General features: G+C 65.0%; 23 protein-coding genes. 14 read left to right on the top strand and 9 right to left on the bottom strand.

Annotation, left to right across the window (positions count from 1 at the left end; all coding sequences use genetic code 11):
• Positions 1 to 112 precede the first annotated feature (112 nt).
• The gene (locus P9255_RS10105) at positions 113 to 787 is read left to right on the top strand and encodes an HAD family hydrolase (RefSeq protein ID WP_309768011.1); all 675 of its coding nucleotides are present in this window, start codon (positions 113 to 115) and stop codon (positions 785 to 787) included.
• Between the two features lie 27 nt (positions 788 to 814).
• Here P9255_RS10105 and P9255_RS10100 read toward each other — a convergent pair whose 3' ends face one another.
• Positions 815 to 1,261 carry an SRPBCC family protein gene (locus tag P9255_RS10100; protein WP_309768013.1) on the bottom strand — a complete coding sequence of 149 codons (447 nt, stop codon included), beginning with the start codon at positions 1,259 to 1,261 and terminating at the stop codon, positions 815 to 817.
• 125 nt (positions 1,262 to 1,386) lie between these two features.
• On the opposite strand from P9255_RS10100, the gene P9255_RS10095 reads away from it, so the two are divergent.
• From P9255_RS10095 to P9255_RS10080, 4 genes are all read left to right on the top strand, one after another.
• On the top strand, positions 1,387 to 1,692 hold the full coding sequence (locus P9255_RS10095) for a DUF4148 domain-containing protein (protein WP_309768014.1): 306 nt from the start codon (positions 1,387 to 1,389) through the stop codon (positions 1,690 to 1,692).
• Positions 1,693 to 1,695: 3 nt separating this feature from the next.
• Positions 1,696 to 2,076 (top strand): hypothetical protein, encoded by a 381-nt coding sequence (locus tag P9255_RS10090; protein WP_309768015.1) that lies wholly within the window; start codon positions 1,696 to 1,698, stop codon positions 2,074 to 2,076.
• Between the two features lie 16 nt (positions 2,077 to 2,092).
• Entirely contained in the window at positions 2,093 to 2,995 is a 903-nt protein-coding gene (locus P9255_RS10085) for a DMT family transporter (protein ID WP_309768016.1), read from the top strand.
• Between the two features lie 132 nt (positions 2,996 to 3,127).
• Positions 3,128 to 3,292, top strand: coding sequence for a hypothetical protein (locus P9255_RS10080; RefSeq protein WP_309768018.1), 165 nt, complete (start codon positions 3,128 to 3,130; stop codon positions 3,290 to 3,292).
• Positions 3,293 to 3,349: 57 nt separating this feature from the next.
• On the opposite strand, the gene P9255_RS10075 is transcribed toward P9255_RS10080, so the two are convergent.
• A complete protein-coding gene (locus P9255_RS10075; protein ID WP_309768019.1) occupies positions 3,350 to 3,976 on the bottom strand; it encodes a hypothetical protein in 627 nt (208 codons plus the stop codon).
• A gap of 78 nt (positions 3,977 to 4,054) precedes the next feature.
• Positions 4,055 to 5,191, bottom strand: coding sequence for a porin (locus P9255_RS10070; protein WP_309789435.1), 1,137 nt, complete (start codon positions 5,189 to 5,191; stop codon positions 4,055 to 4,057).
• 364 nt (positions 5,192 to 5,555) lie between these two features.
• On the opposite strand from P9255_RS10070, the gene P9255_RS10065 reads away from it, so the two are divergent.
• The 6 genes from P9255_RS10065 to P9255_RS10040 all read left to right on the top strand — a co-directional run bounded on the left by P9255_RS10065 (position 5,556) and on the right by P9255_RS10040 (position 11,343).
• Positions 5,556 to 6,182 (top strand): glutathione S-transferase N-terminal domain-containing protein, encoded by a 627-nt coding sequence (locus tag P9255_RS10065; protein WP_309789434.1) that lies wholly within the window; start codon positions 5,556 to 5,558, stop codon positions 6,180 to 6,182.
• A gap of 25 nt (positions 6,183 to 6,207) precedes the next feature.
• Positions 6,208 to 6,843 (top strand): glutathione S-transferase N-terminal domain-containing protein, encoded by a 636-nt coding sequence (locus P9255_RS10060; RefSeq protein ID WP_309768023.1) that lies wholly within the window; start codon positions 6,208 to 6,210, stop codon positions 6,841 to 6,843.
• Between the two features lie 67 nt (positions 6,844 to 6,910).
• Complete coding sequence (locus P9255_RS10055; RefSeq protein WP_309768024.1) at positions 6,911 to 8,554, top strand: acyl-CoA synthetase; 1,644 nt, start codon at positions 6,911 to 6,913, stop codon at positions 8,552 to 8,554.
• Positions 8,555 to 8,569: 15 nt separating this feature from the next.
• Positions 8,570 to 9,355, top strand: coding sequence for an enoyl-CoA hydratase (locus tag P9255_RS10050; RefSeq protein WP_309768025.1), 786 nt, complete (start codon positions 8,570 to 8,572; stop codon positions 9,353 to 9,355).
• A 467-nt stretch (positions 9,356 to 9,822) separates the two neighbouring features.
• Positions 9,823 to 11,217 carry an OFA family MFS transporter gene (locus tag P9255_RS10045; RefSeq protein ID WP_309768026.1) on the top strand — a complete coding sequence of 465 codons (1,395 nt, stop codon included), beginning with the start codon at positions 9,823 to 9,825 and terminating at the stop codon, positions 11,215 to 11,217.
• A 15-nt stretch (positions 11,218 to 11,232) separates the two neighbouring features.
• A complete protein-coding gene (locus P9255_RS10040; RefSeq protein WP_309768027.1) occupies positions 11,233 to 11,343 on the top strand; it encodes an oxalate:formate antiporter in 111 nt (36 codons plus the stop codon).
• Between the two features lie 49 nt (positions 11,344 to 11,392).
• Here P9255_RS10040 and P9255_RS10035 read toward each other — a convergent pair whose 3' ends face one another.
• From P9255_RS10035 to P9255_RS10025, 3 genes are all read right to left on the bottom strand, one after another.
• On the bottom strand, positions 11,393 to 12,109 hold the full coding sequence (locus tag P9255_RS10035) for a YetF domain-containing protein (protein ID WP_309789433.1): 717 nt from the start codon (positions 12,107 to 12,109) through the stop codon (positions 11,393 to 11,395).
• Positions 12,109 to 12,804 (bottom strand): YetF domain-containing protein, encoded by a 696-nt coding sequence (locus tag P9255_RS10030; RefSeq protein WP_309768029.1) that lies wholly within the window; start codon positions 12,802 to 12,804, stop codon positions 12,109 to 12,111. Before P9255_RS10030 ends, P9255_RS10035 begins: the two co-directional genes overlap by 1 nt.
• A gap of 73 nt (positions 12,805 to 12,877) precedes the next feature.
• Complete coding sequence (locus P9255_RS10025; protein ID WP_309768030.1) at positions 12,878 to 13,987, bottom strand: patatin-like phospholipase family protein; 1,110 nt, start codon at positions 13,985 to 13,987, stop codon at positions 12,878 to 12,880.
• A gap of 120 nt (positions 13,988 to 14,107) precedes the next feature.
• Here P9255_RS10025 and P9255_RS10020 point away from each other — a divergent pair, with 120 nt between their 5' ends.
• Positions 14,108 to 15,325 (top strand): DUF2252 domain-containing protein, encoded by a 1,218-nt coding sequence (locus P9255_RS10020; protein ID WP_309768031.1) that lies wholly within the window; start codon positions 14,108 to 14,110, stop codon positions 15,323 to 15,325.
• A gap of 2 nt (positions 15,326 to 15,327) precedes the next feature.
• On the opposite strand, the gene P9255_RS10015 is transcribed toward P9255_RS10020, so the two are convergent.
• Complete coding sequence (locus tag P9255_RS10015) at positions 15,328 to 15,825, bottom strand: hypothetical protein (protein WP_309768033.1); 498 nt, start codon at positions 15,823 to 15,825, stop codon at positions 15,328 to 15,330.
• On the opposite strand from P9255_RS10015, the gene P9255_RS10010 reads away from it, so the two are divergent.
• Positions 15,818 to 17,113 (top strand): SDR family oxidoreductase, encoded by a 1,296-nt coding sequence (locus P9255_RS10010; RefSeq protein ID WP_309768035.1) that lies wholly within the window; start codon positions 15,818 to 15,820, stop codon positions 17,111 to 17,113. The genes P9255_RS10015 and P9255_RS10010 overlap by 8 nt on opposite strands.
• Positions 17,110 to 17,574 carry a DUF2269 domain-containing protein gene (locus P9255_RS10005; protein WP_309768036.1) on the top strand — a complete coding sequence of 155 codons (465 nt, stop codon included), beginning with the start codon at positions 17,110 to 17,112 and terminating at the stop codon, positions 17,572 to 17,574. The genes P9255_RS10010 and P9255_RS10005 overlap by 4 nt, the downstream gene beginning before the upstream one ends.
• Before the next feature lie 15 nt (positions 17,575 to 17,589).
• Here P9255_RS10005 and P9255_RS10000 read toward each other — a convergent pair whose 3' ends face one another.
• Both P9255_RS10000 and P9255_RS09995 read right to left on the bottom strand, forming a co-directional pair.
• Positions 17,590 to 17,883 (bottom strand): DUF4148 domain-containing protein, encoded by a 294-nt coding sequence (locus P9255_RS10000; protein WP_309768037.1) that lies wholly within the window; start codon positions 17,881 to 17,883, stop codon positions 17,590 to 17,592.
• 59 nt (positions 17,884 to 17,942) lie between these two features.
• Positions 17,943 to 19,196 (bottom strand): multidrug effflux MFS transporter, encoded by a 1,254-nt coding sequence (locus tag P9255_RS09995; protein ID WP_309768252.1) that lies wholly within the window; start codon positions 19,194 to 19,196, stop codon positions 17,943 to 17,945.
• Between the last annotated feature and the right edge of the window lie 41 nt (positions 19,197 to 19,237).

Genomic DNA, 19,237 nt, shown 5'->3' with positions numbered 1-19,237 from the left:
ACCGCGTCATTGCGGCCAGTAGGCGCGAGGATCGATTATCGCATCGATGCAGGGCATTGGCCCTCGCGTGCGGGATCGTGCGTATCATGGAGTGACTTCAAGGGAGCAGAACATGCGGATCGAAACATCGTTTCTCTTCGACCTGGACGGCACGCTCGTCGATAGCGTCTATCAGCACGTGCTCGCCTGGAAGGAAGCGCTGGATGCCGAGGGCATCGAACTGTCGGTGTGGCGGATTCATCGCAAGATCGGCATGAGCGGCGGGCTCTTCACCAACCAGCTCTTGCGCGAGACGCACGGCGAGATCAGCGCGGAGCGCGTGGAGCGCTTGCGTCAGTTGCATGCCGAAGCGTACAAGCGGCTGCGCGCGCAGGTCTGTCCGCTGCCGGGCGCGCGTGAACTGCTCGCCGCGCTGACGGACGCGGGCACGCGCTGGGCCATCGCGACCAGCGGACGCATGGAAACGGCGGCGGTCAATCTCGAGGCGCTGGGTGTCGATGCGTCGAAGCAGGTCGTCATTACGCGCGACGACGTCAAGTATGCGAAGCCCGACCCCGACCTGTTCCTCGCCGCCGCCGAACGGCTGAACGTGCCGATCGAGCATACGGTGGTCGTCGGCGACAGCATCTGGGACATGCTCGCGGCGCGCCGTTGCCGTTCGCTCGGCGTGGGCCTGCTATCGGGCGGCTACGGCAGCGACGAACTGGAGCGCGCGGGCGCGTTGCGCGTGTACGAAGATCCGGCCGACTTGCTGGCGCATCTGGATGAAGTCGCGGCAAGGCCCTGAGCGTAACGGCACACGCGCCGCGACACGTCATTCCGCGATGTCGGGCTCGACGAGTCTCGCGAGTTGCAGCAGCGATTCCTGCCAGCCGAGATAGCACATCTCGACTGGAATGACTTCGGGTATGCCCTCCTGCACGACGCTCAACTCCGTTCCGCAGGACACCTGCCGCAGCGAGACGGTGACGTGCATCTCGCCGGGAAGGTTGGGATCGTCGAAACGGTCGGTGTAGCGCAGCATCTCGAAGGGCACGAGTTCGATGTACTCGCCGCCGAACGAATGGCTGTGGCCGGTGCTGAAATTGCGAAACGACATCTTGTGCGTGCCGCCCGCGCGGGCGTCCATATGATGAACCTGACACGTGAAGCCATACGGCGGAAGCCACTTCGCGATGGCGTCCGGTTCGACGAACGCGCGATAGACGCGTTCGGGCGTGGCGCGCAAGACGCGTTGCAGACGGACGGTGCCGGTAGCCATGGTGTTCACCCTTCACTTGAAAAAGTCGACACAGTCTACGACGATGCACCGGGGCCCAAATCGACATCGCGAGAAATCGGACACAATTCACCAGCCGCGCAATGGCTTCTCCTCCGAGACCTGACATGAAGATCGCCTTTATCACCTCATTGACGCTGTGCGCGCTGATACCGGCGCTGGCGGGCTGCGCCGCGAGCGGCTCCCCCGCCGACGCGGGGCGCCTGTCCGCAACGGAATGCCGCGACCTCATCGCGCTGCGCGATCACGCGCCGCCGACGCCCGAGCGCAAGCGCAGCGAGCTGACCGCGCTCAGGAAGGCGGGCTACGACCCGTCGAAGTGGTACGACCCGTACTATCCCGACGATCTCCAGATGGCGCAGCGCCGCATCGCTCGCTGGCTGCAGACGGACTGCCAGCAGCAACCCGGTTGAACGATGCCCGCCTCCATCCGCAATTCGCTGCTCTGGATCTTCGACGCTCTCGAAGGCGACGCCACTTACATTCGCCGCCGCATGTTCGGGTGCGATGCGGCGTATATCGACGGCCTGCTGTGCCTCGTCGCCGCCGATCGCGAGAAGCCGTGGAACGGCCTGCTCGTGTGTACATCGCACGAACGCCACGGAGCGCTGATCGACGCGATGCCCGCCTTGCGGCCGCATCCGGTGCTCGGGAAGTGGCTGTATGTCGCGCAGGAAAGCCCCGACTTCGAGACCGTCGCCGCGCAATTGACCGCGCTCGTGCTCGCCCGCGATCCGCGCGTGGGCGTCGAGCCGAAGCCGCGCAAGCGTCGCGGCAGCGCCCTGTCCGCTATCTGATTGCTCATTGCGCCTCATGCCATCGATCACCGCCACACGCACCGGGCCGCTACCGCTTGCGAGCATCGGCTGCATTCTCGCGTCGATGCTGTCCTTCGCCATCGTCGATGCCCTCGCGAAAGTCGTCGCGCTGCAGTATCCGCCGAACGAAGTGACCTTCTTTCGCATGCTGTTCGGCCTCGTTCCCGCCTTCGCAATGTGCTGCATCGGCAAGCGCTCGCTGATCGAGCGCATCAGGACGCTCGATGTCAAAGGCCAGACCTTGCGCGCGCTGACGCTGCTCGGCGCATCGGGCTTCTTCTTCGCGGGCTTGCCGTTCATCCCGCTCGGCGAAGCGGTCGCGATCGCCTATTCGGAGACGCTGATCGTCGTGGTGCTCGCGCCGTTCATCCTCAAGGAGAAATTGACGACGCGCGGCGCATGGTCCGCGTGCATCGGCTTCGCGGGCGTGCTGCTGGTCGTGCGGCCCGGAGGGGGCGAGGCCAACTGGTTCGGTCCGTTGCTGCTGCTCGCGAGCGCGCTCTTCGGCGCGTTGTCGATCATGCAGATCAAGCGCATTCGCGCCACCGACGATTCACGCACGACAGTGCTCTTCTTCAGCGCGGTCGGCACGATCGTCACCGCGTGCACGCTCCCCTTCAGCTGGAAGATGCCGACGCTGCAGGCGCTCGGCGTAATGGCGCTGCTCGGCGCGTTTGCGACGGCGGGACAACTGTTGATGACGGTTGCCTATCGCCGCGCCGACGCGGGCGCGCTCGCACCGTTCAATTACACGAGCATCGTGTGGGCCGCGTTGTTCGGCTATCTTGCGTGGGGCGAGACGATCGCGGCGTTATCGATTGGCGGGATTGCGCTGATCGTCGGCAGCGCGATTGCGGTGGCGTGGCAGCGCAAGTTGCCGGAAGGACCGAACGCGTGAATCATGAAAGCGGCAATCGAGGCACTGTCATTTTGTCCGGCTACACTGGCCGCGCCGTACCGTTTATTGCCTGCGGCCCGGACGGTCGAATCGTTCGCGCCGCATCTTTCACGATTCACTTTCGATCATCCGATGAAAACTGCCTTCAAGAAGACCCTCGCGCTGCTCGTGCTCGCAGCGTTTGCCGCGCCGACGCTGTCGTTCGCCGCCGCCGACTATCCGTCGAACCAGAAGCGCCCCGCCTATAGCAAGACGCACAAGCACCACAAGCATCACAAGAAGGCGACGGCGCAGTAACGCATCATCGAGGAAACGCGGCCGCGCAAGATGGCACGCGGCCGCGTTTCTCCGGCTTCAGCCGGCATCGCCCGAACTGATCACCGCCTGCATGCTCTTCAGGAGCTTGCGCAAGTACGCGAGCAGACCGACCACATCGCCGAACGCAATGAACCCGGTATCCGCGGTCTGTCCGAACAAGGCCTGACCGTCGAGTGTCTTGTCGATGATGAGACCGCCGTATGCCGCATGCGGCACGTACTCATCCTCGCCGATGCGAAAGCGCTCGCCATTCACGGCGGCATCGCGCAGGCGCATCAGGAATTGCACTTCGGGCGTGCGCGAACTCGACAGCCGATGCACGTCGAAGAAATCCGCCACCGCGAGAATCGCGTTCACGCACGGCACGCGCAACGCGAACGCCATGCGCTCGGAAGCAGTCGCGAGCGAAGGCCACGGTTGCAGGTCGTCGGTCGGCTCCTGTTTCATCGGCATGCCGTCTTCGCTATGCGCGTGCGCTTCCGGATGCGCGCGCCGATGCGCAACCAGCCGCGCCAGTGCGCTGAAATCCGGCGCGTGCTCGCCGTTTTCGATCCAGTCGGCCAGCAAGCCGGCGTGCGTGCAGAGCGACAGCAATTGCGCGTCGATGAACGCAACGCCGAGCCTGCACGGGTCGATCTGTCGAGTGCTTTGAGTGTCGGACATCCTCGTCTCCCTGATATTGACTACGCGCGCTGCGTTGCAAGTTCCGCGCCCGCGTGGGAGCCGACACCATCGGCACGATCAGAACAGATTGCGCAATCCGACCGATACGCCTGTCTGATTCGACCTGCCCGGCAGCTCGACGAAGCCCGCGCCCGTGACCTTGTTGAAGTCGACGGTGCCGTACACTTCGGTGCGCTTCGACAACGCATATTCCGCGAGCGCGACGCCCGTATAGCGATTGCCACTGCCGGTCTCGCCACCGCCTATTGCCGCGTTCTTCATGTGATCGTAGTAGAACGCGCCCGTGAGCAGCAGCGCGGGCGTCACTTGCCACGTCACGCCGGCGAACGGGCCATCGTCGCGGCGGCCTGAGCCCTTGAGAATGTCCACGCCCGATACGAGATTGCGTTGCGCGAGCAGACTGTTGACAAAGCCGGTGTCGTCGGTCGAATGCAGATAGCCGACATAGAGCTTCGCAGGCCCGACCGCATAGACGATGTTCGCGTTCCAGATCTTCTGCTTGTTGCTGGCGTTGTCGCTGTTCTGCTGGTATCCGCCGCCGATCGACAGCGGCCCCACCGCATACGACGCCGTGAAGCCGTACATGTTGCCCGCGCCGAGATGCCCCGGCACCTGGCCCGAGAAGCCACCGGGGCCGGTCGCCGTGTAGTTGGTGCCGAACGAATACATTGCCCCGATGGTGAGGCCCGCGAACGTGCCGTTGTACTTCACGGCGTTGTCCGCATAGAGTCCGGCGCCGAGCGCCACGGGGAGCCACGCGTTCTCGAAGTAATTGCCGACCGTGAGCGGATCGTAGGTATCGCCGAGCATGTCGAAGAGAGGCGTCTTCTGGCGGCCGAGCGTCAGCGCGCCATACTGGTTCGCGAGCCCCACATAGGCCGCGCGATTGAAGGCGCGCTGGCTGTCCGAATACTGGCCGTTGCTCAGTTCGACGCCGCTCTCCAGGCGAAAGATCGCCTTCAGTCCGCCGCCGAGGTCTTCCGTGCCCTTCAGGCCGATACGGCTGTTCGTGATCGCGCCGTTCGTCATGGACAGCTTGCCGTCGTTATTGGCGTTGGCGTTCGTCAGATAGCGCACGCTGACATCGGCGACGCCATACAGCGTGACCGAGCTTTGCGCGAACGTGGAATGGCAGGCGCAGGCAATGGCGGATGCGGCAAGCGCGGTGGCCGCGCGCGAGGTGATCGTCTTCATGGTTGTCTTGGCGTTATTGCTGTTCGATGTGATGCGCCCATCCGAGCGGCTTTCGTCTAGCTGTCTTCGGATCGCGGGCGCGACCGCACGACGGATGGGCACGCGGACTTTTATCACATCAAATATCGCAGCGCATCGGCTCAGGCAAGCGGGCAGGCGTTTGTGTTGTCTTTAGCGCAAACGCGCGGGCATTCCGGGGCGTTCTCGCGGCTGTCGACGGTCGCAGCCGTTTGATTAGTATTTCCAAGCATCTTCCAGGGACGAATTAGCCCTCTCTTATGTAAGAGCAAAGCCGGATTGCAGCCCTCGCTTAATAGCCGTTATGCTTGAGCAAACGACACACTCGACAAGACGGAGACATCGAATGCTGACGATCTGGGGCCGGGCCAATTCGGTCAACGTGCAGAAGGTGCTGTGGTGCTGCGACGAACTGGGACTCGAATACGAACGCATCGACGCGGGCATGCAGTTCGGCCGCAATCACGAACCCGGCTATCTCGCGATGAACCCGATGGGCCGCGTGCCGACGCTCGTCGACGGCGACTTCGTGCTGTGGGAATCGAACGCAATCATCCGCTATCTCGCGATGCAGTACGGCCCCGGCAGCGCCATCTATCCGGCGGAGCCGAAGCTGCGCGCGAGCGTCGATCGCTGGCTCGACTGGACGCTGTCCACGCTGCAGCCGGCGGAACGCCCGGTGTTCTGGGGCTACATCCGCACGCCCGAAGCCAAGCGCCATCTCAGGCAACTGGAAGCCGATGCGCGGGAAGTCGAAACACTCTGGCGCGTAGTCAACGCGCACCTGAAAGCCCGCGACCATCTCGAAGGCAACGCGTTCTCGCTGGCGGATCTCGTCATCGCGGCTTACGCGCGCCGATGGTATGGCATCGCCGAACTGGAACGCCCCGCGCTGCCCGATCTCGAACGCTGGTACGCGCAACAGTCCGTGCGCGCGGGATTCCAGCGCTACGTCGCAGCAGAACTGACCTGAACGCATCCATCGGCGCCCTACCGACATGACCATCGAACTGCACACCTGGAACACGCCCAACGGGCGCAAGATCAGCGTCGCGCTGGAAGAAATGCAACTGCCTTATACCGTGAGGACGGTCGACATCACGAAAGGCGAGCAGCACGCGCCCGAGTTTCTGCGCATCAGCCCGAATAACCGCATTCCGGCTATCGTCGATCCCGACGGCCCCGGCGGCCTGCCGATCAGCGTGTTCGAATCGGGCGCGATCCTGCTCTATCTCGGCGAAAAGACCGGACAGTTTCTGCCCGCGAGCCTGCGCGATCGCGTGCCGGTGCTCGAATGGCTGATGTGGCAGATGGGCGGCTTCGGGCCGATGCCGGGACAAGTGCATCACTTCCGCATGGTCGAAGCGGAAAGCGACCGGCGCTATGGCCTGAAGCGCTATTCCGACGAAACGCGCCGCCTCTATCGCGTGCTGGACAAGCGGCTGTCGGAAGTCGAATTCGTCGCGGGCGCGCTGTCGGTGGCGGACTTCGCGATACTCGGCTGGGCGTGGCGGCACGAGCGTCATCAGGTGGCGCTCGGCGATTACCCGAACGTCGAACGCTGGTATGACGCCTTGTTCGCGAGGCCCGGCGTGCGACGCGGCTTCGAAGTGAAGCTCGACAACCAGCCTTGATGCGTCGCGACCGTCAGGCACGCGTAAGATGAGCGGCATTCGAGGCCGATGCAACGAGGAGACGACCATGACCGCGCACATGTACGACGAGGGCCTGCCGAAGACCACCGCCAACTTCGCGGCGCTGACGCCGCTGACCTTCATCGAGCGCGCGGCGTCCGTGTATCCGCAGCGGCCGGCCATCGTGCATGGCGAAATACGGCGCACGTGGGGCGAAACGTACGCGCGAACGCGCCGGCTCGCGTCGGCGCTGATCGCGCGCGGCATCGGCATCGGCGATACGGTCGCGGCCATGCTATCGAATACGCCCGAGATGGTCGAAGCGCACTTCGGCGTGCCGATGACGGGCGCCGTGCTGAACACGCTCAACACGCGGCTCGATGCAGCCACGCTCGCCTTCATGCTCACGCACGGCGAAGCCAAAGCGGTGCTCGTCGACCGTGAGTTCGCCGGTACGATGAAGAAGGCGCTCGAAGACGTGCCGCAGTCCATCCTGGTGATCGATGTCGATGACTCCCAGTACGCGGGCGAAGGCGAGCGCATCGGCGAAATAGACTATGAAGCGTTGCTCGCGGGCGGCGATCCTGCTTATGAATGGTCCCCGCCATCGGACGAATGGAACGCCATCTGCCTCAACTACACCTCGGGCACGACGGGCAATCCGAAGGGCGTCGTGTATCACCATCGCGGCGCTTATACGAATGCAATCAGCAATATCCTCGAATGGGACATGCCGAAGCATGCCGTGTATCTGTGGACATTGCCCATGTTCCACTGCAACGGCTGGTGCTTTCCCTGGACCGTCGCCGCGCGGGCGGGCGTGAACGTGTGCCTGCGCAAGGTCGATGCGAAGACCATCTTCGATCTGATCCGCAACGAAGGCGTGACGCATTACTGCGGCGCGCCCATCGTGCAGAACCTGCTCGTCAACGCACCGGAGGAGATGAAGCAAGGCATCGCGCAGAAGGTCCATGCGATGGTCGCGGGCGCCGCGCCGCCCGCCGCGATGATCGAAGGCATGGAGCGGCTCGGCTTCGAACTGACGCATGTGTACGGGCTCACCGAAGTGTATGGGCCCGCAACCGTCTGCGCGCAGCAAGCGGAATGGCGTGCGCTCGATATCGGCGAGCGGGCGCGGCTCAATGCGCGGCAGGGCGTGCGTTATCACTTGCAGGATGCGGTCAGCGTGCTCGATCCGCTGACCATGCAGCCTGTTGCCCACGACGGCGAAACCATCGGCGAGATCATGTTTCGCGGCAACATCGCGATGAAGGGATATCTGAAAAACGCGAAGGCCACCGGGGAAGCGTTCAGCGGCGGCTGGTTTCATACGGGCGATCTGGCCGTCGCGTATCCGGATGGCTACGTCCGCATCAAGGATCGCAGCAAGGACATCATCATCTCGGGCGGCGAGAACATATCGAGCATCGAAGTGGAGGACGTGCTGTACCGGCATCCTGCGGTGCTCACGGTGGCCGTCGTCGCGAAGCCGGATGCGCGATGGGGCGAGACGCCCTGCGCGTTCGTCGAGACGAAGCCCGGCGCGCAAGTGAGCGCGGACGAACTGATCGCGCATTGCAAGGCGCACCTTGCGGGCTTCAAGGTGCCGCGTGCCGTCGAGTTCTGCGAGTTGCCGAAGACATCGACCGGCAAGATCCAGAAGTTCGAACTGCGCAAACGCGCAGGCTCGGTTGCGGCAATCGACGTTTGAAGGAGGCTCTTTCGAATGAGCGATAGCGAAGCACTCGTCGTAGTGGAACACGACGCATACGGCATCGAAGGCGCCGTCAGGCTCACGATGAATCGCCCGCACGCGTTCAACGCGCTCTCGGAGGCCATGCTCGATGCGATGGAGCGCGAGCTCGAACGCGTCGGTGAATCGGAGGCGCGCGTCGTGCTGATCGCCGGCGAAGGGCGCGCGTTCTGCGCGGGCCACGATCTGAAGGAGATGCGCGCGGAGCCGGCGCTCGACACCTATCGCGCCCTGTTCACGCGGTGTTCGCGCATGATGCTGACGATTCAGCGCATCCCGCAGCCGGTCATCGCGCGGGTGCATGGCATTGCGACTGCAGCGGGCTGCCAGCTCGTCGCGATGTGCGATCTCGCGGTCGCATCCGAGGAAGCGCGCTTTGCGGTATCCGGCGTGAATCTGGGGCTTTTCTGCGCGACGCCGAGTGTGGCGCTCTCGCGCAACGTATCGCGCAAGGCCGCGTTCGAGATGCTGATGACGGGCGATTTCATCGATGCACGCACGGCGCGGGAACGCGGGCTCGTGAATCGCGTCGCGCCGCCGGGCGAACTCGATGATGCGGTCCGCGCGCTTGCATCGAGCATCGCAGGGAAGCCGCGCGAAGCCGTCGCGGCGGGGAAGCGGCTTTTCTATCGGCAACTCGAAGCGGGCATCGATGCCGCCTATGCGCTTGCATCGGAAACGATGGCCTGCAACATGATGAACGAGGCCACGCTAGAAGGGACACAGGCGTTCGTCGAGAAGCGGTTGCCGCGCTGGTGATGATCGACCGAGCGCGCGCCTCGCACCACATGGCCCGTTAGCCAGGCACGTTCCGCCTTGCACGTTCCAGCGGGAACATCCCGCCGTTGCCGGCACGCGATTCATGCGTGCTTCGTCACCGCGCGGGACGTATCCGCGCGTTCGACGCCTTTGCGTGCGCGAAGCCCCGATGCATGGACGACCGGCACAAGCGCCGATGCCGGCATCGCGCTCGCTGTTCACATTCCCTGCAGTGCAAAGCGCGTGGCGGCCGCGCCCCGCATCGGGTTGGGGCAAACGCTTATGCCGGGCCGATTCATATTGCAAAGCGCATTGCTCTTGTCTAAGGTCATGCGCAGCCGTCATGCGTTGCCTCCGTCATATGTCGGCGGATCGCATGTTTGACGCAGCGCTTCAGGACGGCCATGACAAAGCAAAGATGAGCGCGCCGGCAATTCGAAGTCGAACGGCGCGTCACGGAGACCACGATGACCAGCATCAAGCAAGGGGCCGCACATGGCCCGCATGGCTTCTTTTCGAAGGAAGCAACCGTCGCCCGGCCCGGCTTCTCACGCTGGATGGTGCCGCCCGCCGCGCTCGCCGTGCATCTGTGCATCGGGCAGGCGTATGCGTTCTCGGTGTTCAATGCGCCGCTCACGAAGATCATCGGCATCACGCAGTCCGCGCCGGATGACTGGTCGCTCACCACGCTCGGCTGGATCTTCTCGCTGGCCATCGTGTTTCTCGGGCTATCGGCGGCGTTCACGGGCAAATGGCTCGAGAAGGTCGGCCCGCGCCGCACGATGTTCACCGCGGCATGCTGCTTCGGCGGCGGCTTCCTCGTTTCCGCGCTCGGCGTGTACCTGCATCAGATCGCGCTGCTTTATCTCGGCTATGGCGTGATCGGCGGCATCGGGCTCGGGCTCGGCTATGTATCGCCCGTATCGACGCTGATCCGCTGGTTCCCCGACCGTCGCGGCATGGCGACGGGCATGGCGATCATGGGCTTCGGCGGCGGCGCGATGATCGCGGCGCCCGGCTCCGTCGCGCTGATGAACTACTTCAAGAGCGCGACGAGCACCGGCGTGGCGGAGACGTTCGTCGTGCTCGGCGTCGTCTATTTCATCTCGATGACGATCGGCGCGCTCGCCATCCGCATTCCCCCGGCCGACTGGAAGCCCGCCGGATGGACGCCGCCCGTGACCGCGAACCGGATGATCACGAAGAACCACGTGCATATCGATCAGGCGCTCAGGACGCCGCAGTTCTATCTGCTGTGGCTCGTGCTCTTTCTCAACGTGACGGCGGGCATTGGCGTGCTCGGGCAGGCATCGGTGATGATCCAGGAGAGCTTCAAGTCGTCGATCACGGCGGGCGCGGCGGCGGGTTTCGTCGGGCTGCTGTCGCTGTTCAACATGGGCGGACGTTTCGTGTGGGCGTCGGCATCGGACTGGATCGGCCGGAAGAACACGTACTTCGTCTTCTTCGTGCTCGGCGCGGTGCTCTACTATCTCGTGCCGCAATTCGCCGTGGCCGGCAACGTCGCGCTCTTCGTGGCTGCGTACTGCGTGATTCTCTCGATGTACGGCGGCGGTTTCTCGACCATTCCCGCTTATCTCGCGGACATGTTCGGCACCGCGTTCGTCGGCGGCATTCATGGACGGCTTCTGACTGCATGGGCTGCGGCGGGTATCGCGGGGCCGGTGCTCGTCAACTATATCCGCGCGTATGAAGTGGCGCACGGCGTCGCCAAGGCGGATGCCTACACGATGACGCTGCACATCATGGCCGTGCTGCTCGTCATCGGTTTCTTCTGCAACCTGCTGGTCACGCGCGTGAACGACAGGCATCACATGGACACGGCGGCGCAGACTGCCGGCTGACACTCGGAGACCTCGATGAATTCGTCGAACAAGGGATTGCTGGTGCTGTTCTGGCTTTATGTGCTGATCCCGCTCGCATGGGGCGTCACCAACACGCTCACGCAGGCGGTGAAGCTCTTTCATTGACCGACGGCCGCAGCGGGCCGGACGTCGCGTCCGGTTCGCGCGGCCATGTTCAGGCGTCGAGCGCCGCGCCGAGATCGGTCTTCGTCGATCGCTCGTCGGGTACGCGCACCGCCGATTCCCATCGATGCGCGCCACACGCCGCGCACGGCTCGCGGGGCCGCTCCTGGGATGCGACCGTCACGCCGCAGCTCCAGCATGAGAAATGACCGTTGACGCCGATCGCCTCCAGAAGAGATTGCTCCATGTCCGGCCGCACCGTGAGACCGGGGCGCTGCTCCTTCCGGTAGACGATGCTGAACGACCCCGACGCTTCGAGATACACGCGCCGGAGCTGTCCGAGATGCGCGACGTTCATCGCGCGCAGTTCGGACGCGAGCATCTCGCGAGATATCTGGCTCCGCTTGAGCTCGTCCATCAGAATGCGGCCGTCCTTCACGAGGATCGTGACGTCGCCCTGTTCGAGCACTTCGTAACGCCGCCAGCGCAGCCCCGCCTTGCCGCTCAGGCGCTGCAGCGCGACCACCGTGAGCAGGACGACCGCAGCGGGCAGCACGCCCTGCGACGATACCTGGATCGGCATGCCGATCGCCGCGCCGAGCATCAGGATCACCGCAAGCTCCGTGATGCTGAGCTGCGCGGCCACGCGCTTGCCCATCATCCGCATGGCGACCAGCAGCAGCGCATACATGACGATGGCCCGCACGATGATTTCGATGAGAAAGGCCCACGGTCCGTCGCCGATGAGCAGCCGCTCGATGAATGCCATCAACGCTCCACGTCGGACACGGCGTAGGTCCACTCACGTGCGCCGCAGTTGTCGCACGCCGCCGCTGAACCGTCGGCGCCGACCGTGTTGCCGCAGTGCGTGCACGCGGACCATCCGTCGACGCGAGCCTCGGCGCGCAGCTCTTCGTCGACGGCGGGCAACACCGACAGGCCGGGCTTCGCCGGACGCGCCGGAATGAAGGAAAAGCGCCCCGAAGGTTCCATGTACAGACGGCTGACCTGGCCGAGATGCTGCCAGCCGCCGATACGCATCGCCTCGAAAATTTTCTCGCGCGGCATCGCGGTGCGAACGAGTTCCGCGTGATCCAGGCGGCCGTCGCGGGCGAGCAGCGTGACATCGGTGGCGACCATCGTTTCCACGCGACGATTCGTGATGCCCGCCCGCGCGATCAGCCGTTGCAATCCGACGGCGACGAGCGCGATCAGGAGCGGCGGCAGCATGCCGCGATTCGCAGCCTGAAGCGGCACGCCGATGGCAGCCGCCAGCGTGACGACGATCGATATCTCGAACAGCGTGTATTGGGCCGCGACACGCCGGCCGAGCAGACGCATCGTCATGACGAGCAGCACATAGGTGAGGCTCGTCCGGAGCAGCACTTCGAGCAGAAAGTGCCATGACGTGTTGCCGAACAGGAAGCGATGCCAGTCGGTCAGTCTGAACGGAGGATGATCCACGACGGAACCCGCAACGGTGACTCGATGCGACGCATCGCGCATTCATCGTGCCCGCGACCGCCTTCCCGTCGCACTAGCCGCCGCGATTCATTCGCGCAAGCGCCGCTTCGGCCGCATCGCGCCCGCGACGCCAGTGTTCAGCGAGCGCCGCGCGGCCGAACTGCCCGTCCTTGTAATGCGATACGCATTGCGACCGCCGGTAATCGACCGGCACGACGTTCACCGGCTTCGCCTCGACCATCGACGCGGCGCGCACGAGTTGCGGATCGGACGCTCTGCGCGACGCATCGATGGATTCGAGCGCATGCGCGAGCAGCGCCTTCAGTTGCTGCGATTCACGCAGCGCTTCGTAGTATTCGGCCGCCCTGCTTCCATGCTCGATGTTCTTCTGGCGAATCTCGGCATCGGTGATCGTGTCCGGCACGGGGCCATCGGGGCTCCACAGGTCCGCGCGAAGCACCGTCGTCGGCAGGCCGGGCGGCGCGGTATCGATGAGGCGGCGCAGCGGCGCGGCCGTCACGAGCGAGCCGTCCCAGTACCACGCGCCGTCGATCTCCACGGCCGGGAACCACGGCGGGAGCGATCCGGAAGCGACGATCATCCGCGCATCGAGGGCGTCATCGCGATTGTCGAAGTAGCGCGGCTGACCGGTCGCCACGTTCGCCGCGATGACGGACACGCGCGTCTCGCTGGCGTTCAGCGCGCCGAAGTCGCAGAGGCGCGTCAGCGTCTGCATGAGCGGACGCGTGTCCATGACGCTCGCGAGGCCGGGATCGCCCGCGCCGACCGTCCAGGGAACGTTCAGCCGCCGCGTGAAGAGACCCGGTATGCCGAAGCTCATCGCATAACCCTGATCGGCCTCCGCGAACATGCGGCGCAGGTTATCGCCGAGCGGAGCGAAGCCGGAGAACATCAGCATCTGGTCGCGGGCGGCGGAGCCGGGCGTCGAGACGCCGTCCCAGAACGCGCGGAGGCGGTCGATTCGTGACGACGCCGGATTGCCGAAAAAGAGCGCCGCGTTGATCGCACCGATCGACGACCCGCAGCACGCGTGAATCGGCACCTGCGCTTCGTGCAGCACTTCCAGCACGCCCGCCTGGAACGCGCCGATGGCGCCGCCGCCCTGCAAGGCCAGTGCGATGCGGCCTGTCGATGCTTTATCGATGGTTTCCGGCGTGCTCATTCGTGCTCCGAGTAGGAATCGTCAATCGATCAGCGAAGCGCGTGCCTACCCGCTGACAATCAGGCACACGCCATGCGTTCATCGGACGAGAGAAAACGTCCGCACAGCACACACGCCACCATGCGCAATCCCCCACAGCCCAGGCTGACCCGCTTCGACCAACGACAGGACCTGCTGACTGCGCGGCGCAACGCCAAGATGTCGCGCTCGACGCACGCCTACGTGCGCGGCAATACCGCCAAGTTTTACGACTGGCTGGAACAGGCCGATATCCGCAGCCTGCCGGAAGGACCGGCGATCTGGATCTGCGGCGATTGCCACACCGGCAATCTCGGGCCCGTCGCGGACGCGCATGGGCGCATCGAAGTGCAGATTCGCGATCTCGATCAGACGGTCATCGGCAATCCGGTGCACGACCTGATCCGCCTCGGGCTCTCGCTCGCGACGGCGGCGCGCGGTTCGGCCTTGCCCGGCGTCACCACCATCAACATGATCGAGGCGCTGTTTCAGGGCTATGTGCTCGCGTTCGACCGCGACCGCGCCTCCGACGAAGCGTGCCGCAAGCCCGAAGTGGTGCGCGTCGTGATGCGCGAAGCGGTGCGCCGCTCATGGAAGCACCTCGCGCGCGAGCGTCTCGACGACACCCGCCCGACCATTCCGTTCGGCAGCCGCTTCTGGCCGGTGAGCAAGGACGAACGCGCGGAAATCGACGCGCTCTTCGAGAAGGCGACGGTCGCGGATCTCGCAACGAGCCTGCGTCATCGCCCGAATACGGGACACGTCACCGTCCTCGACGCCGCGTTCTGGGTCAAGGGATGCAGCTCGCTCGGACGCCTTCGCTACGCCGTGCTGCTCGATGTCGACGGCGGCGTGGTCGAAGGCGACGATCTGTGCCTCATCGACATCAAGGAAGGCGTGAAGGCGGCCGCGCCGCGATATCCCGGCGTCTCGATGCCGCGCGACAACGCGGAACGCGTCGTCGCGGGCGCGCGGGCATTGTCGCCGCATCTCGGTGAGCGGATGCTCGCCGCTACCTTGCAGCAACGGCCGGTCGTCCTGCGCGAACTGCTGCCGCAAGACCTGAAGCTGGAGATCGAGCAGATCGGCGAGACGGAAGCGATGGAAGTCGCGCGCTATCTCGCGTTCGTCGTCGGCCAGGCGCACGCGCGCCAGATGGACAAGGCGACGCGTCGCGGCTGGCTCGCCGAACTGCGGCGCGCGAAGACCAAATCGATCGATGCGCCGTTGTGGCTCTGGAGCAGCATCGTGGAGCTGGTCGGCAGCCACGAGGTGGGCTATCTGGAGCACTGCCGGCGCTATGCGCTGGCGGCGGAATAGTCTCAGCGCGCCGGGCGCTTCATCATGAACGGCACGACGAGCCCCGCCCCGAACGCGAGATACACCGCCGCGATGTGCGCGACCGGCAAGTGATATTCGAAGCCCGGCGTGAAGCGCTTTGGCACCACAATATAATCGCCCGCCGCCGCGGCCAGGGTCGTCGCGGCAGCGAGCGCGATGCGCCGGCCGTGCCCCCCCTGCCCGCCGCGCTGATCCATCGAACGGCGCGCCGCCGCGACAGCCAGTGCGTTGCCCGCCGCCCATCCGACCGACATCAGTTGATGGATCGCGAGACCCGTCAGCAGATGCCGTGGCTTCGGACGCGCCGTCTGGTTCGCTTCTTGCGGCCAGACCCAGTGGCTCACGGCGCTCACCGGAGCCGTCGCGCGCTTGCCGTGGAGGCGGCCGCACACCGCGAGCGCCGCGGTCGATAGCAGCCCGGCCGCGATGCCGGGCCACAGAATGTCTCTTTTCGGGTCGATGCCCAGCGTCATGGTCATATTCCTCTCGGGTTCAACCGGCCTTCTCGGTTCACGCATCGCGGCGGCCTTGCTCGCCGATGGTCACTCGGTGATCTGCTGCGCGCGCCATCCGTCGGCGGACGCGGACCCATCGAAGCAATGCCGGTTTGTCGCGCTCGACTTCGCGCGCATCGACGATCAAGCAACTTTGATACCGCTTCTCGAAGGCGTCGATATCCTGATCAACGCGGTCGGCATCTTCAACGATCGCACCGGCCACGATTTCCAGCGTCTGCATGCGGATGCGCCCATCGCGCTCTTTCATGCGGCGGCGCGGGCCGGCGTGCGGCGCATCGTGCAGATTTCGGCGCTCGGCGCGGACGAGCACGCCGCAAGCACGTATCACTTGACGAAGCGCGCCGCCGACGATGCGTTGCGCGCGCTACCGGTGTCGTCGCTGATCGTGCAGCCGTCGCTGGTCTTTTCGCCGGACGGAGCCAGCACGAAGTTTTTTACCGCATGGTCGACGCTGCCGGTCGTCCCGCTGCCGGGGCGCGGCGCGCAGTCCATCCAACCCGTGCATGTCGATGACGTCGTCGCACTCGTCACCCAGGGCGCGATTGCCGTGGATGCCCCAAACGAAACGGTGGCCGCAGTCGGCCCCGAGCCGATGACGATGCGAAGCTATCTCGCCGTGCTCGCGCGCCTCGCCGGCGCATCGGCCCCGCGTTTCGTATCGGTGCCGATGCCGCTCGTGCGGCTGAGCGCCCGCATCGGCGAACAGTTGCCGGGCGGCTTCGTCAGCGGCGATTCCATCGGCATGCTGGAACGCGGCAACACAGCGCCCGCCGACGGCATCGCGCGATGGCTCGGCCGGCCGCCGAAAGGGCTCTCGCAGTTGCGCGCGATGCCGCACGGCCTCGGCCTGCAGGCGAAGCTCGCGTGGCTCGTGCCGTTGCTGATCGCGTCGATTGCGGCGGTGTGGATCTGGACCGCGATCGTTTCCGCATGGCTCTATCCGCAAGCGGCGAGTCTCGATTTGCTCGCGCGCGTCGGCGCGCCGCCCGGCACGCGCCTTTTCCTGCTCTACGCCGCTGCCCTCTTCGATCTGCTGCTCGGCGTGCTGTCGCTCTGGTGGCCCGCGCGTCTCGGCCCGCGCACGCGGCTCTGGCAATGTCAGATTGCGTTGATCGTCGCTTATACGGCGCTCATCAGCTGGCGCTTGCCGGAGTTCTGGCTGCATCCGTATGGTCCGCTTTCGAAGAACCTGCCGATGCTCGCGGCCCTCGTCTTACTGATTCAACTCGATAGAAAGAACCGAAAGTGACTTACCTCATCATCAAGTGGGTGCATGTGCTGTCGTCCACGATTCTCTTCGGCACCGGCATCGGCTCGGCGTTTTATCTGCTGAGCGCGAGCCTCGGGCGCGATGCGCGCACGGTCGCGCGCGTGAGCCGTCTCGTCGTGCTCGCGGACTGGCTTTTCACGACGCCCACGGCCATCATCCAGCCGCTTACCGGCTATCTGATGATGCGGCTCGTCGGCTTCCCGATGCAGACGCCGTGGCTCGCGTGGTCCATCGGGCTATACGTGTTCGCGATTGCGTGCTGGCTGCCGGTCGTGTGGCTGCAGGTTTTGATCGCCGCCGAAGCGCGCGACTGTGCGGCGTCGCAGGCGCGGCTGTCGCGGCGCTTCTGGCGGCTCATGGCGATATGGACCGCGCTCGGCGTGCTCGCCTTCGTCGCGTTCCTCGCGATCTTCTGGCTCATGGTCACGAAGACGCTCTGACTCCGCGCCCCGCGATCATTTCGATTGCCCGCTGCGCCGCTTCGACGAGTTTCCCGCCGCGTCGGAGTTCGGGCATCCGCTCGTCTGCAGGCGTTGCGTGGCCGCTTCGACATCGGCCGGGTAGGTGATCTCGTCGGCCATCGGATTGAAGCCCGCGCAGCGGTATTGCGCGAGGTCCTGCTGGATGCGTTCGCGCGTTGCATCGGTGACCGGGGGCGGCGCGGTATCGGCGAACGAAGGCGACGCGCAGGCTGCCGTCAACGCGCACACGAGCGCCATTCGCTTGCGGATGGATGCAGCTCGATTCATTACGGTCGCTCCGGGAGCGTGGGACATCTGTACGCGACACCAGCAACCCATGCGCCATATCAGGCCTCGCGCTGCATGACGGGCTCGGCTTGCGCCAGCTCGAGATGCCGCAACAGCTTCGTCACCATCCAGACGACGGTGAACGCCAGCGCGACGAAGAACACCGCGAGCGGCGCGAGCACATGCACCGATACGAAACCGGCGAGGCCCATCATCGCCGATGAAACGAGCAGCAACGCGCAGCCGAGAATCGCGCTCGTCAGCCCGGCGATATGCGGGAACAGCGAATTGCCCTTGGCCATCAGCGTCGGATACATCGCGCCGGCGCAGAAGCCCATCACGAGCACGGGCACAGCCAGCGTCCACACGCGCAGGCCGACCGTCAACGCAAGCAGCAGCATGGCGATGGAAGTGACGGCCATCGTGCAGGCCCCGATACGCAGCCGCCGCTCCGCGCTCGGCAATCGCGGACCATGCACGCGGTTCGAGAGGCCGCCGAGGAAGTACGCCAGGCCGATGCCGAGCGCGAGATAGCCGAAGTAAGTCGGCGGCTTGTGCAAGGTGTTCTGCACCATGAACGGGCCGACGATGTTGAACACGAGCAGGATGCTGTAGCACAGTCCTTGCGCGAGGAAGCAGCTTTGAAACACCGGGCTCGACAGCACCTTGCCCGCGTTCGTCACGAGCGTGCGCGGCGCAAGACGCACCGGACGCGGCAAGGTCTCGCGATAGCGCCAGACGAGGAACCACATCACGATCGAGTAAAGCAGCAGGAATACGAGGCACGACTTCCAGCCGAACAGCGTCTGCAGGTGCGCGCCGATCACCGGCGCGACGATCGGCGCGAGGCCCCATGCGATCGACATATAGGTGAACGCGTGCAACAGCGCCTGGCCCTTGAACGAATCGGTGATGATGGTCTTCGCGAGCAGGTTGGTCGTCGCGATGCCGAAGCCCTGCATGCAGCGCGCGAGCAGAAACGTTTCGAGGTTCGTCGCGGCGAGCGAAAGCAGGCAGCCGAGCGTGAAGATCACGAGGCCGAAGGCAAGCACACGCTTGCGGCCGTAAGCATCGGCGACGGGTCCGAAAATCAGCTGGCCGAGCGCATACGCCGCCATGTAGCCGGACACGCTCGACTGGATCGCCTGGGGCGACGTGGCGAAGTAACGCGCCATCGCGGGAAGCGCGGGCACGTAGATGTCGATGGCAAGCTGACCAGCGGACGCGAAGAAGCAAACGAGAAACAGCAGGAAACGCGGCGAATTCGATTCACGAACGGCGGCGAAGGAGCGGTCGGGGTTGGCAGGGTTCATGGGAGCGGCGGTCAGGTCGAACGCGTATTTTGCCTGTCATC

Source organism: Caballeronia sp. LZ019, from assembly GCF_031450825.1.
In the GTDB taxonomy this organism is placed as follows: Bacteria; Pseudomonadota; Gammaproteobacteria; order Burkholderiales; family Burkholderiaceae; genus Caballeronia.
Note: the sequence above shows the minus strand (reverse complement) of the source record. Positions and strands in the feature narration are given on the sequence as shown.

Coding starts and splice junctions, on each gene's coding strand:
- P9255_RS10105 (WP_309768011.1), top strand. CDS start 113: ATGCGGATCGAAACATCGTTTCTCTTCGACCTGGACGGCACGCTCGTC.
- P9255_RS10100 (WP_309768013.1), bottom strand. CDS start 1,261: ATGGCTACCGGCACCGTCCGTCTGCAACGCGTCTTGCGCGCCACGCCC.
- P9255_RS10095 (WP_309768014.1), top strand. CDS start 1,387: ATGAAGATCGCCTTTATCACCTCATTGACGCTGTGCGCGCTGATACCG.
- P9255_RS10090 (WP_309768015.1), top strand. CDS start 1,696: ATGCCCGCCTCCATCCGCAATTCGCTGCTCTGGATCTTCGACGCTCTC.
- P9255_RS10085 (WP_309768016.1), top strand. CDS start 2,093: ATGCCATCGATCACCGCCACACGCACCGGGCCGCTACCGCTTGCGAGC.
- P9255_RS10080 (WP_309768018.1), top strand. CDS start 3,128: ATGAAAACTGCCTTCAAGAAGACCCTCGCGCTGCTCGTGCTCGCAGCG.
- P9255_RS10075 (WP_309768019.1), bottom strand. CDS start 3,976: ATGTCCGACACTCAAAGCACTCGACAGATCGACCCGTGCAGGCTCGGC.
- P9255_RS10070 (WP_309789435.1), bottom strand. CDS start 5,191: ATGAAGACGATCACCTCGCGCGCGGCCACCGCGCTTGCCGCATCCGCC.
- P9255_RS10065 (WP_309789434.1), top strand. CDS start 5,556: ATGCTGACGATCTGGGGCCGGGCCAATTCGGTCAACGTGCAGAAGGTG.
- P9255_RS10060 (WP_309768023.1), top strand. CDS start 6,208: ATGACCATCGAACTGCACACCTGGAACACGCCCAACGGGCGCAAGATC.
- P9255_RS10055 (WP_309768024.1), top strand. CDS start 6,911: ATGACCGCGCACATGTACGACGAGGGCCTGCCGAAGACCACCGCCAAC.
- P9255_RS10050 (WP_309768025.1), top strand. CDS start 8,570: ATGAGCGATAGCGAAGCACTCGTCGTAGTGGAACACGACGCATACGGC.
- P9255_RS10045 (WP_309768026.1), top strand. CDS start 9,823: ATGACCAGCATCAAGCAAGGGGCCGCACATGGCCCGCATGGCTTCTTT.
- P9255_RS10040 (WP_309768027.1), top strand. CDS start 11,233: ATGAATTCGTCGAACAAGGGATTGCTGGTGCTGTTCTGGCTTTATGTG.
- P9255_RS10035 (WP_309789433.1), bottom strand. CDS start 12,109: ATGGCATTCATCGAGCGGCTGCTCATCGGCGACGGACCGTGGGCCTTT.
- P9255_RS10025 (WP_309768030.1), bottom strand. CDS start 13,987: ATGAGCACGCCGGAAACCATCGATAAAGCATCGACAGGCCGCATCGCA.
- P9255_RS10020 (WP_309768031.1), top strand. CDS start 14,108: ATGCGCAATCCCCCACAGCCCAGGCTGACCCGCTTCGACCAACGACAG.
- P9255_RS10010 (WP_309768035.1), top strand. CDS start 15,818: ATGGTCATATTCCTCTCGGGTTCAACCGGCCTTCTCGGTTCACGCATC.
- P9255_RS10015 (WP_309768033.1), bottom strand. CDS start 15,825: ATGACCATGACGCTGGGCATCGACCCGAAAAGAGACATTCTGTGGCCC.
- P9255_RS10000 (WP_309768037.1), bottom strand. CDS start 17,883: ATGAATCGAGCTGCATCCATCCGCAAGCGAATGGCGCTCGTGTGCGCG.
- P9255_RS09995 (WP_309768252.1), bottom strand. CDS start 19,196: ATGAACCCTGCCAACCCCGACCGCTCCTTCGCCGCCGTTCGTGAATCG.